General features: G+C 66.2%; 12 protein-coding genes, 6 tRNA genes and 1 riboswitch. Of the genes, 8 read left to right on the forward strand and 10 right to left on the reverse strand.

Annotated elements, in window-relative coordinates; genetic code table 11:
- Positions 1 to 176: 176 nt before the first annotated feature.
- A complete protein-coding gene (locus ACR65K_RS09060; protein ID WP_440152371.1) occupies positions 177 to 1,844 on the forward strand; it encodes a multicopper oxidase family protein in 1,668 nt (555 codons plus the stop codon).
- Positions 1,845 to 1,868: 24 nt separating this feature from the next.
- On the opposite strand, the gene ybaK is transcribed toward ACR65K_RS09060, so the two are convergent.
- The 3 genes from ybaK to ACR65K_RS09075 are packed head-to-tail and all read right to left on the reverse strand — an operon-like array spanning position 1,869 to position 3,801.
- On the reverse strand, positions 1,869 to 2,381 hold the full coding sequence (gene ybaK / locus ACR65K_RS09065) for a Cys-tRNA(Pro) deacylase (protein WP_440152372.1): 513 nt from the start codon (positions 2,379 to 2,381) through the stop codon (positions 1,869 to 1,871).
- 10 nt (positions 2,382 to 2,391) lie between these two features.
- Positions 2,392 to 2,844 (reverse strand): SufE family protein, encoded by a 453-nt coding sequence (locus ACR65K_RS09070; protein WP_440152373.1) that lies wholly within the window; start codon positions 2,842 to 2,844, stop codon positions 2,392 to 2,394.
- 30 nt (positions 2,845 to 2,874) lie between these two features.
- Positions 2,875 to 3,801: a sulfurtransferase gene (locus ACR65K_RS09075; RefSeq protein ID WP_056333367.1), complete on the reverse strand. Its 927-nt coding sequence runs from the start codon at positions 3,799 to 3,801 to the stop codon at positions 2,875 to 2,877.
- A gap of 215 nt (positions 3,802 to 4,016) precedes the next feature.
- Between ACR65K_RS09075 and zapE the strand changes: the two genes are divergently transcribed.
- Positions 4,017 to 5,054 (forward strand): cell division protein ZapE, encoded by a 1,038-nt coding sequence (gene zapE, locus ACR65K_RS09080; protein ID WP_440152374.1) that lies wholly within the window; start codon positions 4,017 to 4,019, stop codon positions 5,052 to 5,054.
- 9 nt (positions 5,055 to 5,063) lie between these two features.
- Here zapE and ACR65K_RS09085 read toward each other — a convergent pair whose 3' ends face one another.
- The 7 genes from ACR65K_RS09085 to ACR65K_RS09115 form a co-directional block, all read right to left on the reverse strand.
- The gene (locus ACR65K_RS09085) at positions 5,064 to 6,281 is read right to left on the reverse strand and encodes a benzoate/H(+) symporter BenE family transporter (protein WP_056333373.1); all 1,218 of its coding nucleotides are present in this window, start codon (positions 6,279 to 6,281) and stop codon (positions 5,064 to 5,066) included.
- A 175-nt stretch (positions 6,282 to 6,456) separates the two neighbouring features.
- Complete coding sequence (locus tag ACR65K_RS09090) at positions 6,457 to 6,720, reverse strand: antitoxin (protein WP_056333980.1); 264 nt, start codon at positions 6,718 to 6,720, stop codon at positions 6,457 to 6,459.
- A 142-nt stretch (positions 6,721 to 6,862) separates the two neighbouring features.
- A tRNA-Val gene (locus ACR65K_RS09095) sits at positions 6,863 to 6,934 on the reverse strand.
- Positions 6,935 to 6,967: 33 nt separating this feature from the next.
- A tRNA-Gly gene (locus ACR65K_RS09100) sits at positions 6,968 to 7,040 on the reverse strand.
- A gap of 54 nt (positions 7,041 to 7,094) precedes the next feature.
- Positions 7,095 to 7,166 (reverse strand) — tRNA-Val (locus ACR65K_RS09105).
- 38 nt (positions 7,167 to 7,204) lie between these two features.
- Positions 7,205 to 7,275, reverse strand: a tRNA-Cys gene (locus tag ACR65K_RS09110).
- 47 nt (positions 7,276 to 7,322) lie between these two features.
- Positions 7,323 to 7,395: transfer RNA gene (locus ACR65K_RS09115), tRNA-Gly, on the reverse strand.
- 328 nt (positions 7,396 to 7,723) lie between these two features.
- Between ACR65K_RS09115 and ACR65K_RS09120 the strand changes: the two genes are divergently transcribed.
- The 6 genes from ACR65K_RS09120 to rpe all read left to right on the forward strand — a co-directional run bounded on the left by ACR65K_RS09120 (position 7,724) and on the right by rpe (position 12,850).
- Positions 7,724 to 7,795: transfer RNA gene (locus tag ACR65K_RS09120), tRNA-Val, on the forward strand.
- A gap of 105 nt (positions 7,796 to 7,900) precedes the next feature.
- Positions 7,901 to 8,761 carry a cytochrome gene (locus ACR65K_RS09125; RefSeq protein WP_056333377.1) on the forward strand — a complete coding sequence of 287 codons (861 nt, stop codon included), beginning with the start codon at positions 7,901 to 7,903 and terminating at the stop codon, positions 8,759 to 8,761.
- A gap of 77 nt (positions 8,762 to 8,838) precedes the next feature.
- The gene (def, locus tag ACR65K_RS09130) at positions 8,839 to 9,441 is read left to right on the forward strand and encodes a peptide deformylase (RefSeq protein WP_056333379.1); all 603 of its coding nucleotides are present in this window, start codon (positions 8,839 to 8,841) and stop codon (positions 9,439 to 9,441) included.
- Positions 9,438 to 10,358 carry a methionyl-tRNA formyltransferase gene (fmt, locus tag ACR65K_RS09135; RefSeq protein WP_056333381.1) on the forward strand — a complete coding sequence of 307 codons (921 nt, stop codon included), beginning with the start codon at positions 9,438 to 9,440 and terminating at the stop codon, positions 10,356 to 10,358. Before def ends, fmt begins: the two co-directional genes overlap by 4 nt.
- Positions 10,355 to 12,067, forward strand: a complete 1,713-nt coding sequence (locus ACR65K_RS09140) for an RsmB/NOP family class I SAM-dependent RNA methyltransferase (RefSeq protein WP_056333383.1) — start codon at positions 10,355 to 10,357, stop codon at positions 12,065 to 12,067. Before fmt ends, ACR65K_RS09140 begins: the two co-directional genes overlap by 4 nt.
- Positions 12,068 to 12,172: 105 nt before the next feature.
- Positions 12,173 to 12,850: a ribulose-phosphate 3-epimerase gene (gene rpe, locus ACR65K_RS09145; protein ID WP_056333386.1), complete on the forward strand. Its 678-nt coding sequence runs from the start codon at positions 12,173 to 12,175 to the stop codon at positions 12,848 to 12,850.
- A 39-nt stretch (positions 12,851 to 12,889) separates the two neighbouring features.
- Positions 12,890 to 13,037: riboswitch (FMN riboswitch) on the forward strand.
- The last annotated feature ends 128 nt before the right edge of the window (positions 13,038 to 13,165 follow it).

Here is a 13,165-nt window from a genome sequence, read left to right on the forward strand (position 1 = left end):
CTGCCTTAGCGTCAGCTGCTAGGGGGGACCTGGCAGCAAGCGAAACGGGGCCCAAAATGCACTTGACGAGGCGGCAACTTCTGCAGGCGGGCGCCGTAGCCGGCGCAGGTGTTCTGACCCAGGGTTACGGGCCGGGTGCGGGCCGGGCGCTCGCAGCTCCTGGTACCGCAGCCGGTATGTTTACCGAGCAGCTCCCCACCCTGGATGAGCTCGGAGTGTTGGACATGCGCGCTGGCGGCAGCAAGTCGCTCTGGGTCCGCAACGCCCGCCACCGGTTCCAGGAACACATGGGCCTGACGGACACCCTGGCCTACCAGGAGGCCGGTTCAAGCCGGACGTACCTTGGCCCCGTGATCATTGCCCGGAAAGGAACGCCCTTCGAGCTGACGGTCCACAACCGGGCCGGACGGCATCCCCTGGCCTTTGCCATCGACCCCGAACTGGTTCCGGCGGGCAGCAACGATGCCGTGCGGCCGCGGACGTCCGTCCATCTTCACGGCGGCAATACCAGCGTGCGGTCCGACGGCGGCCCGGACCAGGCATTCGGTCCCGGCGCCTCCTATACGTACCACTACGGCAACAACCAGGATGCCGCCGGCCTTTGGTACCACGACCATGCGTTGGGCATGACCCGCCTGAATGTCTACGCAGGACTGGCCGGAGGGTACTTGCTCCGGGATACCCCGGGGCCGGGAGGAACCGGGATAGACACGGGGGATGGCACGCACCTGCCCCCGCCGCCGTACGAGGTCCCGATGATTATCCAGGACCGCATGTTCAACCCTGACGGCTCGTTCGCCTACCCGCCGAACCCTGATTTGGTGGCGGCGGACGGCAAGGCACGGCCTTGGGCCCCGGAGTTCTTCGGCGATGTGGCCACCGTCAACGGAAAGACCTGGCCCAACCTGGACGTGGCCCGCGGGAAGTACCGTTTCCGGATGTTCAACGGCTCCAACGCCCGGTTTTACGACTTGAGGTTGCTCGCCGGCGGCACGGCGGTCCCTTTCGACCAGATAGGGTCCGACGGCGGCCTGCTCGACGCTCCGGTCCGGCTCAACAGGCTGGTGATGGGACCGGGGGAACGGGCAGACATCGTGGTGGACTTCGCCGGGCTCAAGGCCGGCTCGAGGGTAGTCCTGGCCAACAGCGCCCGGGTGCCCTACCCGGACGGGCCCGAGTCCGTCCGGCAGGGCGGACTCCCGCTTCCGCAGATCATGCAGTTCACCGTCCTCTCCGAGCCCGGCTACACGGTGCCCCTGCCGGCCCAACTCCGGTCCCAAGCCGTAACCAGGCTAGGGGAACGGCCGGTCAAGGCAACGAGGTCCATGGCGCTGGTGGAAGTAGCCAACGCGGACGACGTTCCGGTGATGGCATTGCTGAACAACAGGATGTTCGACAGCCCGGACATCACGGTGGTGAAGAGCGACACCCTGGAACAGTGGGAGCTCATCAACACCACCGTGGACGCGCATCCGATTCACCTGCATTTCACCCAGTTCCAGGTGCTCAACCGGCAGAAGTTCGACGTCGATGCCTATCTGGAGGAAACGGATTTCATCGATCCGGCCACCGGCCTGGTCACGCCGGGGCGGGGCAAAGCGGTCGACGTCGGGCCGCACCTGATCGGCCGGCCCAAGGCAGCACCTGCCAATGAACAGGGCTGGAAGGACACCGTGGTGGCGATGCCGGGCGAGGTCACCAGGATCCGGGTTCCCTTTGGTGCAGCCGCAGCCGGCGGAGACCCGCTCGCCATCGGCTCGTCCTTCAAAGGCGAATACGTGTGGCACTGCCACATCCTGGAGCACGAGGACAACGACATGATGCAGCACTATGTGATCGAGTAACCTGCGCTCCTGGACTTCGCGCTGCTATGGTCGGGAGCCGCCCGCGGCCGGCGAGCCGATGGGTGCGGCGATGGCGTCCGTCAGCCGGACCAGGTCTGCCGGGGCGAGCTCAATGTCCAGGCCGCGGCGGCCTCCGGACACCAGGATCGAATCCAGCCCCAGGGCGGTGGAATCCAGCACGGTGGGGGAGGGCTGGCGCTGCCCGATGGGGGAGATGCCGCCCAGGACATAGCCGGTGCGGCGCTGGGCTGCGGCGGGATCGGCCATGGCGGCCTTCTTGGCTCCGAGCGCGGCAGCCATTGCCTTCAGGTCAAGGCTTCCGCTGACCGGTACGATCCCCACTGCGAGCCGGCCCTCCACGTCCACCATCAGGGTTTTGAAGACACGGGACGGATCGATGCCAAGGGCTTCGGCAGCTTCAGCACCATAGCTCTGCGCGGATGGATCGTGGGTGTACGGGTGCAGCACAAATGGAACCCCGGCAGCGGTCAGGGCCGCTGTTGCCGGGGTTCCCTGGGAACTGGTCTTCCGTGCCATGGGTACGGGGTCAGGCCTGGGCGCGGGACTCTGCCGCCACCTTGCGCTTGATCCTTCCCAGCATGGCGGTCATGCCCCGCATGCGCAGCGGCGTAATGGCCCGGGTGAGCCCCAGCAGCTCCGGCATGTCGTCCGACACGGACAGGATCTCGTCTGCGGACAGGCCGTCCAGGCCCTCGTGCAGCACGCCGGCGAACCCCCGCGTGGTGGGTGCCTCGGCAGGTGCCTTGAAGAACAGGTGGACCGCGCCGTCGTCGTTGTTCCCCGTCTCAACGGTGAGGAACAGCGGCGACTGGCACTCCACCACCTGCTCCAGAAGTTCGGGGTGGTCCTTGAGCCGGTCGGGGAGCTCGGGCAGTCCTTCGGAGAACTCCAGCAGCAGCTGCAGCCTCTCGGGTTCGGACAGGGCCTGGAAGTCGTCCACGATCGCCGCAAGGGCGGATGGCAAAGCTTGAGTAGTCATCGTGTCAAGTCTACGCGGGCGGGTGCTGCGTCAGGCTCCGACGGTGGCCGGAACGGAACCCCGCTCGGCGCCCTTGACGATCGGTACGCGGACCGCATTGCCCCACTCGGTCCAGGATCCGTCGTAGTTGCGGACCGAATCAAAGCCCAGGAGGTACTTCAGGGCGAACCAGGTGTGGCTGGAACGCTCCCCAATCCGGCAGTACGCCACCACGTCGTCACCCTCGGACAGGCCGGCCTCGCCAAGGTAGATCGCCTCCAGTTCCCCGCGGCTCTTGAAGGTGCCGTCGGCGGCAGCGGCGCGGGCCCATGGAATGGATGCGGCGGTGGGGATGTGGCCGCCGCGGAGGGCGCCTTCCTCGGGGTAGGCCGGCATGTGGGTGCGCTGGCCGGTGTATTCCTCGGGCGAGCGGACGTCGATGAGCGGGCGGGTGCCGAGGTGGGCCAGGACGTCGTCCTTGAAGGCGCGGATGGGGGCATCGTCGCGCTCAACCACGGGGTAGCTCCCCGCGGCGGGGGCCGGCCGGTCCTTGGTCAGTTCGCGGCCTTCGGCAATCCACTTGTCCCGGCCGCCGTCGAGCAGCCGGACATCCTGGTGGCCAAACAGCGTGAAGACCCAAAGTGCGTACGCGGCCCACCAGTTGGACTTGTCGCCGTAGATGACCACGGTGCTGTCCCGCGAGATTCCCTTGGAGGCCGCGAGCTCCGCGAAGGCTGCGCCGTCGATGTAGTCACGGGCAACTTCGTCATTCAGGTCCGTGTGCCAGTCAATCTTCACCGCGCCGGGGATGTGGCCTGTTTCGTACAGGAGCACATCCTCGTCGGATTCCACCACCACGATGCCGCCGTCCGCCACCGCGCCGTCCTTGATGGCAGCCGCCAGCCACTCCGTGGAAACGAGACGTTCCGGGTGGGCATAGGCAGCAAACTTCTCATTCTGGTCAACCGGGTAGGGCATTGCTTGGCCTTTCAGTAAGAGCACGGGAATCCATGGAACATGCATTGGAACCTGTTCCCACACTAGCCAGCGCCCCTGACGTTGTCCGTATTCCGTTAATAGGGCGAAATGTTGCCTTCGTCACTCGATGCGCCTGGAGGAAGGCAGCCGGCCCGGATTCAGCCTGCCTTGCCGGTATCCTTTCTGGGGACCAACCACCAGCAGAACGGACCACCTTGGTACAGATCGAACAGCTTGCCGCCCGCACTCCGGCAGTTTCGGTGGACGAACTCCTCAAGGGCTTCTACCCATCGCCGCGGTTCGGGGAGGTCTCCTTTGCGAGCTACCGCCCGGACCCCAAGCAGCCCAGCCAGGCCACGGCCGTGCGGGAACTGCAGGGGTTTGCCGACGGCGTGGGGTCGGGTAACGGGGGAGGGCTCTTCAAAAAGCTGTTCGGCAAGAAGGACGAATCACGCGCCGGCATCTACCTTGACGGCGGGTTCGGCGTGGGCAAGACCCACCTGCTCGCGTCCCTGTGGCACGCGTCGCCGGGCCCCAAAGCCTTCGGTACCTTCGTGGAGTACACCAACCTCGTGGGCGCCCTGTCCTTCCGTAAGACGGTCGATGCCCTGAGCGGCTACAAGCTCGTTTGCATCGACGAATTCGAGCTTGACGATCCGGGCGATACCGTCCTGATGTCCCGGCTCATGCGGGAACTGGCAGACGCCGGGGTCAAGCTTGCAGCCACCTCCAACACCCTGCCGGGCTCGCTGGGGGACGGCCGCTTTGCCGCCGTGGACTTCCAGCGCGAAATCCAGGTCCTGGCCGACCAGTTCGAGGTCATCCGGATCGACGGCGAGGACTTCCGGCACCGCGGCCTGCCCGCCGCGCCGGCCCCGCTGAGGAACAGCGAACTCAATGCCCACATGAAAGCGGAGTTCGACGGCAAGACGGTTGCCCAGGACGAATTTTCCACCCTCATCCACCATCTGGCCGGCGTGCACCCCAGCCGCTACCGCCAGTTGATCGACGGCATTGACGGCGTGGTGTGGCGCAACGTGGAAACCATCAAGGAGCAGGCGGTGGCGCTGCGGTTCGTGGTCCTGGCGGACAGGCTCTACGACAAGGATGTTCCCATCCTGGCCAGCGGCGTCCCCTTCGACCAGCTGTTCACGGAGGAAATGATGACCGGCGGGTACATGAAGAAATACTTCCGCGCCGTCTCCCGCCTGACCGCCCTGGCCCGTGAAGGCCAGAACCACGAGCCGTCCTAGCGGCAACCCCTAAGAGGAGGTTGGGCTGCGCCGGGGCTTCAGCGCCCATTGAACCGCCAGCCCGGCAATCAGCGCCCAGAACGCGGAACCGATTCCGGCAAAAACCAGCCCCGATGCCGCCATCAGGAACGTGACCGCCGGGGCAATGCGCTCTTCGGCGTCAGCAAGGGCAGCCGAAATGGCCGATGCCAGGGTGCCCAGAAGGGCCAGTCCGGCCACGGCTTCGAGCATCCCCGCGGGCGCCTGGTCAACGACCGACACCAGGGCTGCGGAAAAGGCAGCCAGCACCAGGTAGGCCAGGCCGGACGTGAAGCCGGCGATCCACCTCCTGCTTCGGTCCCCGCCTGCTTCGGGACCGGCGGCCAGGGCCGCGCTGAGCGCTGCAAGGTTGATGGCGTGGCCGCCGAAGGGCGCTCCCAGAACGGTGCCCGCTCCCGTAACCAGCATCGCCGGCCGCCACGGTGTCCCGTATCCGAAGGAACGCAGCACAGCCACTCCGGGAATGTTCTGCGATGCCATTGTCACCACGAACAAGGGGACGGCAATGCTGGCGATGGCCTGCAGGCCGAACGTGGGAGTGGTCCAGGCCAGTGTGGGCATGAATCCTGCCGGATCCACTGGCGTCCCGGCGTACGCCAGGGAAGTTCCGATCACGCCCAGGGCCACCAGCAATGCTGCAGGAACCGACCAGCGCGGAGCGAACTTCATCATCAGCAGCCAGCACAAAATGACCGGCGCAACAAACACGGGGACCGTGCCCAGGGCTTTGAAGGGGGCCAGGCACAGCTGCAGCAGGACCCCGGCCAGCATCGCCTGTGCCAGGGAGGACGGAATGCGCGCCATCAGCCTGCCAAGCGCCGGCACCATGCCGGTCAGGGCCAACAGCAGGCCCGCCGTGAGGAAGGCCCCGACGGCGGCCGGCCATCCGCCGTCGGGAATTCCCGATGCAGCCAGCAGCGCCGCGCCCGGTGTTGACCAGGCCAGTGTCACAGGAACCCTGGAGCGCCAGGCGAGAACCAGGACGCCAAGGCCGACGCTCATGGTCAGTGCCAGCAGGCCGGACGCGGCCTGGGCGGAATCGGCTCCCACCGCCTTGAGTCCGGCCAGGACCACGGCAAAGGAGGAGGTGAAGCCCACCAACGCGGTGACGATCCCGGCGATGACGGGCCGGGAATCGATCCGAGCCCGGGTGGTCTTTGCCTCGGAGGGTGCGGGGGAGTTGGGCATACAGGCAGGTTACTGGCGGGCGTCCGGGAATCGGGAATCCGTTGGCACCGGCTCGGTGACAAGTGCTAACTGCCTTAGTGCCATCAGTGCCTTTAAACGCCAAAGGCGCGGGCGCCGCCTCCCGGCGGGACCCGCGCCCCGTTGACGTGCTGGGGCAAAGCCCTGGCCAAATCCTTTACGGAGCCCTGTCGACCGGTGGAACCGGATTTTCAGGAGCTGCCGGCGGAACCTGCCCGGCGGCAGGTGCCTGGCCCGGGGTTCCGTTCTTGTCAATGAGCTTGGAAGCGCCATCCTGGATCTTGTCGACATGGCCGGTGTACTTGCCGCCGGTCTTGGTGTCGACGAAATCGCCGGCCTTGCTGATGCCGTTCTTGATGGCCTGCTCGTTGCCGCGGATGAGACCCTGAGCCTTGCCCTTTAGATCGTCAATCAAACCCACGAGCACCTCCCTTCGATCGCGGAGCCAGGTCGCTCCTCGCGCCTTCGATCCTATCCGGGGGTGAAAGGTGTGCCAAGGGAGTTCGCCCGCAGCGGATACGGGGGAAACGAAAAAAGCAGCTCCGTAAGAGCTGCTGTTCATGTGGGCGATACTGGGATCGAACCAGTGACCTCTTCCGTGTCAGGGAAGCGCGCTACCGCTGCGCCAATCGCCCGGAACCGGAAGACCGGCTAATGGGATGTAAGAGAGCGGACGACGAGATTCGAACTCGCGACATCCACCTTGGCAAGGTGGTGCTCTACCAGCTGAGCTACGTCCGCGTGTGCAGGTTGAACCGGTAAACCGGTGGTACTGCGGGCAAGTTGCCTTGCCAGTGGGCGATACTGGGATCGAACCAGTGACCTCTTCCGTGTCAGGGAAGCGCGCTACCGCTGCGCCAATCGCCCATTGAATCCGAAACATCCGGAAACCATGGTTTTCACCGAGGTGGGTACGGGATTCGAACCCGTGTATACGGCTTTGCAGGCCGCTGCCTCGCCTCTCGGCCAACCCACCGTGTTAGCGTCAATTCCGAAGAATGTTTGCTGTGACAGTGTCCTGCGAGCGGACGACGAGATTCGAACTCGCGACATCCACCTTGGCAAGGTGGTGCTCTACCAGCTGAGCTACGTCCGCATTTTGGAGGGTTGATTCCTTGCCGTTTCCGGCATTTCCTCGCGTTCCAACGAGTAAAAACAATATAGGAGGTTCGGGGATTCTCCAAATCGCCCCGACCCGGCCCGGCACTATGACCTCCCGATCCCTGTAACTGCGCGGATTTTGAGAGTTACAAGCGTGTAATTCCCGACGCCGGCAGCGGGCGCTGGTGCGCCATGCTGCCGTCCGCCGGGCTGCTTTCAGTTGTTGGCGGCCAGGCAGAGGGTGCGCCTTTGGGGCCGGTTCATGAGGTGCCCCGTTCGATTTTTGAAATAGGGCAGAGGTGGGCTAGCATTCAAATGCATCGGGGCGATTGGCGCAGTGGTAGCGCGCTTCGTTCACACCGAAGAGGTCACTGGTTCGAACCCAGTATCGCCCACCGCAGAGGCCCGTTTCCGCTCATCAGCAGCGGAGACGGGCCTCTTTTGCGTGCAGCTCCTGCCTCCCGGAGCTTTTGTCGGCCCCCTGTGAAAGAGTCTTTTGTATGACTGATCCGCTTCTCGCCCACGCCACCGAATACGGCCGGATGTATGCACGGTCAACGTCTGAGCAGTTTTCGGTACCTTCCATCACCACGGTGATCAGCCAGCAGCCGCACGGGCTGGATGGCTGGTTTGGTTACATGGGTGCCAGCAGCCTGGCCAATGATCCGCTGCTCTCGGACTGCCTGGGCAGTCCCGCCAAAATCAAGCAGGCCATCAACCGTGCCGCCAAGGCTGCCGAAACCTACCGGGACGATGCCGCCAGGCGCGGGGACCGCGTCCACAATTACTGCGAGCAGGTGGCGCTCCGGGCGCTCGGGCGTCCCCACGGCATGAAGGAAGCCCGCGAGGCCTTGGCTGCCAATGGGGAAGAGGCCTTCGCCGTCCGCTTCGACGAATGGTGGGAACTCTTCCAAGTGGAGCCCATCGCCCCCGAAATCACTGTCTGGAACAACACCGTGGGCTACGCGGGCACCCTTGACCTTGTAGCCCGGATCAACGGACGCATTTGCCTGATCGACTACAAGACCAAGGGCACAACGCGGGATGGCCTGGTCAAACCACTGGATGACAAGGTTGTGATGCAGCTGGTGGCCGGCATGAAGGCCGAGGAAAGCCTGGTGGATGCGGAGGCCGGCACCTGGGAGCCCTGGAAATACGGCGAAAGCCCTGTCCTGCTGGCCGTTGCCATTGGCGAGACCGAGGTCCGTCCTGTCCGGGCCAACCCCGAGGTCCTCAAGCACCACTGGTGGAAGTTCTGCGCCCTGCGACGGGTCTGGGAATTGTCCGCGGACACCATCAGTGCCGGCACCGCGCTGCTGCCCATCGCACCCCCGCCGCTGGCACAGGCCCGCACCGCGTAAGCGGCGGGAGGACCTCGAGAGACTGCACCTAAACTGGATAGGTTCCCTTTGCCGCCAACCGTGAGGACAAACAGCGCATGGCTATTCTGAATATCCGCATCATCGGTGATCCTGTGCTGCGCACAGTTGCCGATCCCGTGACGGAATTCGGACCCGAGCTTGCCAAACTGGTGGCCGACATGACCGAAACCATGGAGGACGTGGACGGCGCAGGGCTTGCCGCTCCGCAGGTGGGCATCAGCAAGCGCGTCTTCACATACCGGATCGACGGGGTGGAGGGGCACATCATCAACCCCGTCCTGGAGAACAGTGAGGACTACCAGCCGGACCACGTGGAGGGCTGCCTGTCCATTCCCGGCCTCGGCTTCCCCGTCCGCCGTTTCCGCGCCACCCGGGTCACCGGTGTGGACATGCACGGAAATCCGGTGTCTGTCGATGGGGAGGGGATGCTCGCACGGTGCTTCCAGCATGAAAATGACCACCTGGACGGCATTCTCTACACCGACCGCCTTGAGGGCGAAGACCGGAAGGCTGCATTGCGGTCCATCCGCAACGCCAATTACGACGCCGTCACCGGGCGCACCACAGCCAAGCGCGCCAAGAGTGTCGGGTCGAGTTTCGGCGGGGCCAGCTTTGGCGGAACCAGCACCCCCGGCTCCAGCTTTGGCACAGCAGGGTGAGGGTCCTCTTCGCGGGGACCCCCGCCGTCGCTGTGCCGTCCCTGGACGCCCTGGTCAACGCCGGCTTTAACGTGGTGGCGGTCCTGACCCGTCCCGATGCGCCGGTAGGCCGCAAACGCGTGCTGACACCCTCGCCGGTGGCACAACGCGCCGCGGAACTGGGCATTGATGTCATCCGCGCCGCGCGGGTCGACGCCGAGGCCATTGCCGCTGTCTCCGCCGCGCGGCCGGACGTCGCGGCAATCGTCGCCTATGGCGGACTGGTTCCCCCTGCAGCACTGCGCATACCGCGGCACGGCTGGGTCAACCTGCATTTCTCGCTGCTGCCCGCCTGGCGTGGCGCGGCGCCGGTCCAGCGGTCGGTCATGGCTGGCGACGATGTCACCGGTGCCGTTACCTTCCAGCTGGAGGAAGGACTGGACACCGGCCCCGTTTTTGGCACGCTGACCGAGGCCGTCAGGCCACAGGACACTGCCGGAGACCTGCTGGAGCGGCTGTCCCGCAGCGGTGCGGTCCTGCTGGCGCAGACACTGTCCGCCATCGAGGGCGGAAAAGCGTCGCCGCAGCCGCAGGCCGGCGACGTCTCGCTGGCACCCAAGCTGACTCTGGAGGATGGACGCATCAACTGGTCCCATCCTGCCCTTGCCATCAACCGGCAGGCACGGGGAGTCACTCCCGAGCCCGGCGCCTGGACCCTGCTGGACGGGCAGCGGGTCAAGCTCGAGCCTGTCCTGCTCCGGCCTGATATCGCAGGACTTGCCCCCGGGGCAGTGGCCTTGGAGGGGAAAACCGTGGTGGTGGGTACAGGCTCGCACGCCGTGGAACTCACCCGGGTCCAGCCCGCAGGGAAAAAGATGATGGCTGCCGCTGATTGGGCGCGCGGCATGGCTTCACTGGAGGGTGTGGTGTTCGAATGAGCGGGTCCGGCGGCAATACAGGTGGACGGAATACCGGCCGGCCCAACACTGGCGGAGGGGGAAGCGTCGGGGGATATGGCCGCGGCGGGAAGAGCGGGCAGGGCGGCAGCGGCGCGCCCGCCGGCAGCGGCCGGGGCAACGGCGGTCCCCGGGACGCCAGCAGGAGGGACGCCAAAGGCCGCGAACGCAACCGCGGACCGCAGCGGGGCTTTACCGAACAGGCGCCGTCGCAGCGGACCAGGCGAGCCGACCCCGCCCGCCTGGTGGCCTTCGAAGTGCTGCGCGCTGTGGCAGAGGAGGATGCCTACGCCAACCTGGTGCTGCCCGCGCGGATCCGGCATCACCACCTGGACAAACGGGACGCCGGGTTCGCCACGGAACTGAGCTACGGCGCCCTGCGCGGCCAGGGAACCTACGATGCCATCCTGGCACGGTGCGTGGACCGGCCCCTGGCCAAGCTTGATCCGGCCGTCCTCGACGCCCTCCGCATCGGTGCCCACCAACTGCTGGCCATGCGGGTCCCGGCGCACGCCGCACTGGACCAGACGGTAGGACTTGCCCGTGCCGTCATCGGAGCCGGCCCCTCGGCACTGATCAATGCCGTCCTCCGCAAGGTTTCCGCCCACTCCCTTGAGGAATGGCTGGACCTGCTGGTGGAGGGCGAAACCGACGAGACGAAGATTGCCTCGCTGAGGTACGCCCACCCCGAGTGGATTGTCCGGGCCATGCGCCAGTCACTGGTGGCCCACGGCCGGCCCGCAGGCGAAATCAACGACCTGCTGGAGGCGGACAACGCCGCCCCGGTGGTTAACCTCGTGGCCCTGCCGGGGCTGGGCAGCCTGGACGAAGCGCTGGACAACGGTGCCACGCCCGGTGAACTGGTGGAAGGCTCCGCGCTGTCCAGCGGCGGGGACCTGGGACGCCTGGCGTCGGTGCGTGCCGGCAGCCTCAGGGTCCAGGACGTTGGTTCACAGCTGGTGGCCAGGGCCCTGGCCGCGGTGGACCTTCCCAACCCGGGCCCCAGCCGGGCAGGCGACGGTGCGGGCCGCAGTCCCGGCGCCGAAAGTGCGGCGGATGCAGGGGCGGGTGCCGGTACCGGTGCCGGTGCCGGTGAAGCGTGGCTTGATCTCTGCGCCGGCCCCGGGGGAAAGGCGGCCCTCCTTGGTGCGCTGGCCCACCAGCGGGGCGCCACGCTCCTGGCCAATGAGCCCGCCCCGCACCGCGCAAAACTGGTCAGCCAGGCGCTGTCGGCCGTACCGCCGGGCAGTTGGCAGGTCCGGACCGGCGACGGCCGGGAGGTGGGCGCGGAACAGCCGGAACGGTATTCCCGCGTCCTGGTGGATGTTCCCTGCACTGGCCTGGGAGCTCTTCGGCGCAGGCCCGAGTCCCGGTGGCGGCGCTCTCCCAAGGACATTGCAGACCTGGGGCCGCTGCAGCGCGAACTGCTGAACTCCGCCCTGGCCGCGGTCCGCCCCGGGGGAGTGGTGGCCTATGTGACCTGTTCCCCGCACCCGGCGGAAACCACGGCTGTGGTGGCCGACGTCCTCCGGAAACGCACCGACCTGGAACTCCTGGACGCAGGCGCCGCGCTGGACGCCGTCAGCCTCACCGGAAACCTGGGCGCCGGCCATGAACTGACCGCCCAGCTCTGGCCCCATATCCACCACACCGACGCCATGTTCCTGGCCCTGATCCACAAGAAAACCTGACAGGAAAGAATCCCTGATTCGTTAACCTGGGCTCCCGGTCCGGCTGTTCCAGGCTGCGACGGAGGCTTTTTACGACACCAAGCACCTTCAGCGAAAGGCACCCCTGTGACGCAATGCTGCATCAACCCGAGTATCCTCTCCGCCGACTTCGTCAACCTTGAGGCCGAACTGCAACGGATCAGCAACGCCGACGCCGTCCACGTGGACGTCATGGACAACCACTTCGTCCCCAACCTGACCATCGGGCTGCCCGTGGTGCAGCGCATCCAGGCGGTGAGCCCGGTTCCGCTGGACGCCCACCTGATGATCTCCGACGCGGACCGGTGGGCGCCGGGTTTCGCCGACGCCGGCCTGGCCTCGGTCACGTTCCACGCAGAGGCATCCATTGCCCCCATCAAGCTGGCACGGGAACTGCGCAGCAGGGGATCCAAAGCGGGCATGGCATTGCGCCCGGCCACCCCGGTGGAGCCGTACCTGGACATGCTGGCCGAGCTGGACATGCTGCTCATCATGACGGTGGAACCGGGATTCGGCGGCCAGGCATTCCTGGACGTCACGCTGCCCAAGATCCGGCGGGCCCGTGAAGCCGTGGAAGGCTCCGGACTGGGAGTGGCCATCCAGGTGGACGGCGGGATCACGGAGGACACCATCGCCCGCGCGGCTGAAGCCGGGGCCAACGTCTTTGTGGCCGGCTCCGCCGTCTACGGCGCCGACGACCCCGCGGCAGCCATCGACCTGCTGCGGGGCAAGGGCAGCCGGACATTACGCGGGGCGACGGAATAAGCGGGAGCCCCTGCCGGTTGTGGCACAATAACAACACACATACGTGCTCCGGGGTCGGTGTAAGTCCGAACCGGCGGTGACAGTCCGCGACCCGCGAGCCGGTTTTCTCTGACGAGGATCCGGCAGACGGTTGAACCGGTGGAATTCCGGTACCGACAGTTAAAGTCTGGATGAGAGAAGCACGTACAGCTGTATCTGTGGGCCCTTGGGCCCGCAACGTTCTGCTGTCGTATCCCCGGAGCCATCGCGGTTCGACAGGGAAGGAACGACACGCATATGAACCCCCAGCGATGGCTCTTAAACGCCGAAAATACT

Source organism: Arthrobacter sp. SAFR-179, assembly GCF_059414945.1.

Excerpts from the sequence above, each read along its gene's own strand:
- ACR65K_RS09125 (WP_056333377.1), top strand. The coding sequence starts at position 7,901 with ATGACTGATCCGCTTCTCGCCCACGCCACCGAATACGGCCGGATGTAT.
- def (WP_056333379.1), top strand. The coding sequence starts at position 8,839 with ATGGCTATTCTGAATATCCGCATCATCGGTGATCCTGTGCTGCGCACA.
- ACR65K_RS09085 (WP_056333373.1), bottom strand. The coding sequence starts at position 6,281 with ATGCCCAACTCCCCCGCACCCTCCGAGGCAAAGACCACCCGGGCTCGG.
- ACR65K_RS09140 (WP_056333383.1), top strand. The coding sequence starts at position 10,355 with ATGAGCGGGTCCGGCGGCAATACAGGTGGACGGAATACCGGCCGGCCC.
- ACR65K_RS09075 (WP_056333367.1), bottom strand. The coding sequence starts at position 3,801 with ATGCCCTACCCGGTTGACCAGAATGAGAAGTTTGCTGCCTATGCCCAC.
- ACR65K_RS09070 (WP_440152373.1), bottom strand. The coding sequence starts at position 2,844 with ATGACTACTCAAGCTTTGCCATCCGCCCTTGCGGCGATCGTGGACGAC.
- ybaK (WP_440152372.1), bottom strand. The coding sequence starts at position 2,381 with ATGGCACGGAAGACCAGTTCCCAGGGAACCCCGGCAACAGCGGCCCTG.
- ACR65K_RS09060 (WP_440152371.1), top strand. The coding sequence starts at position 177 with ATGTTTACCGAGCAGCTCCCCACCCTGGATGAGCTCGGAGTGTTGGAC.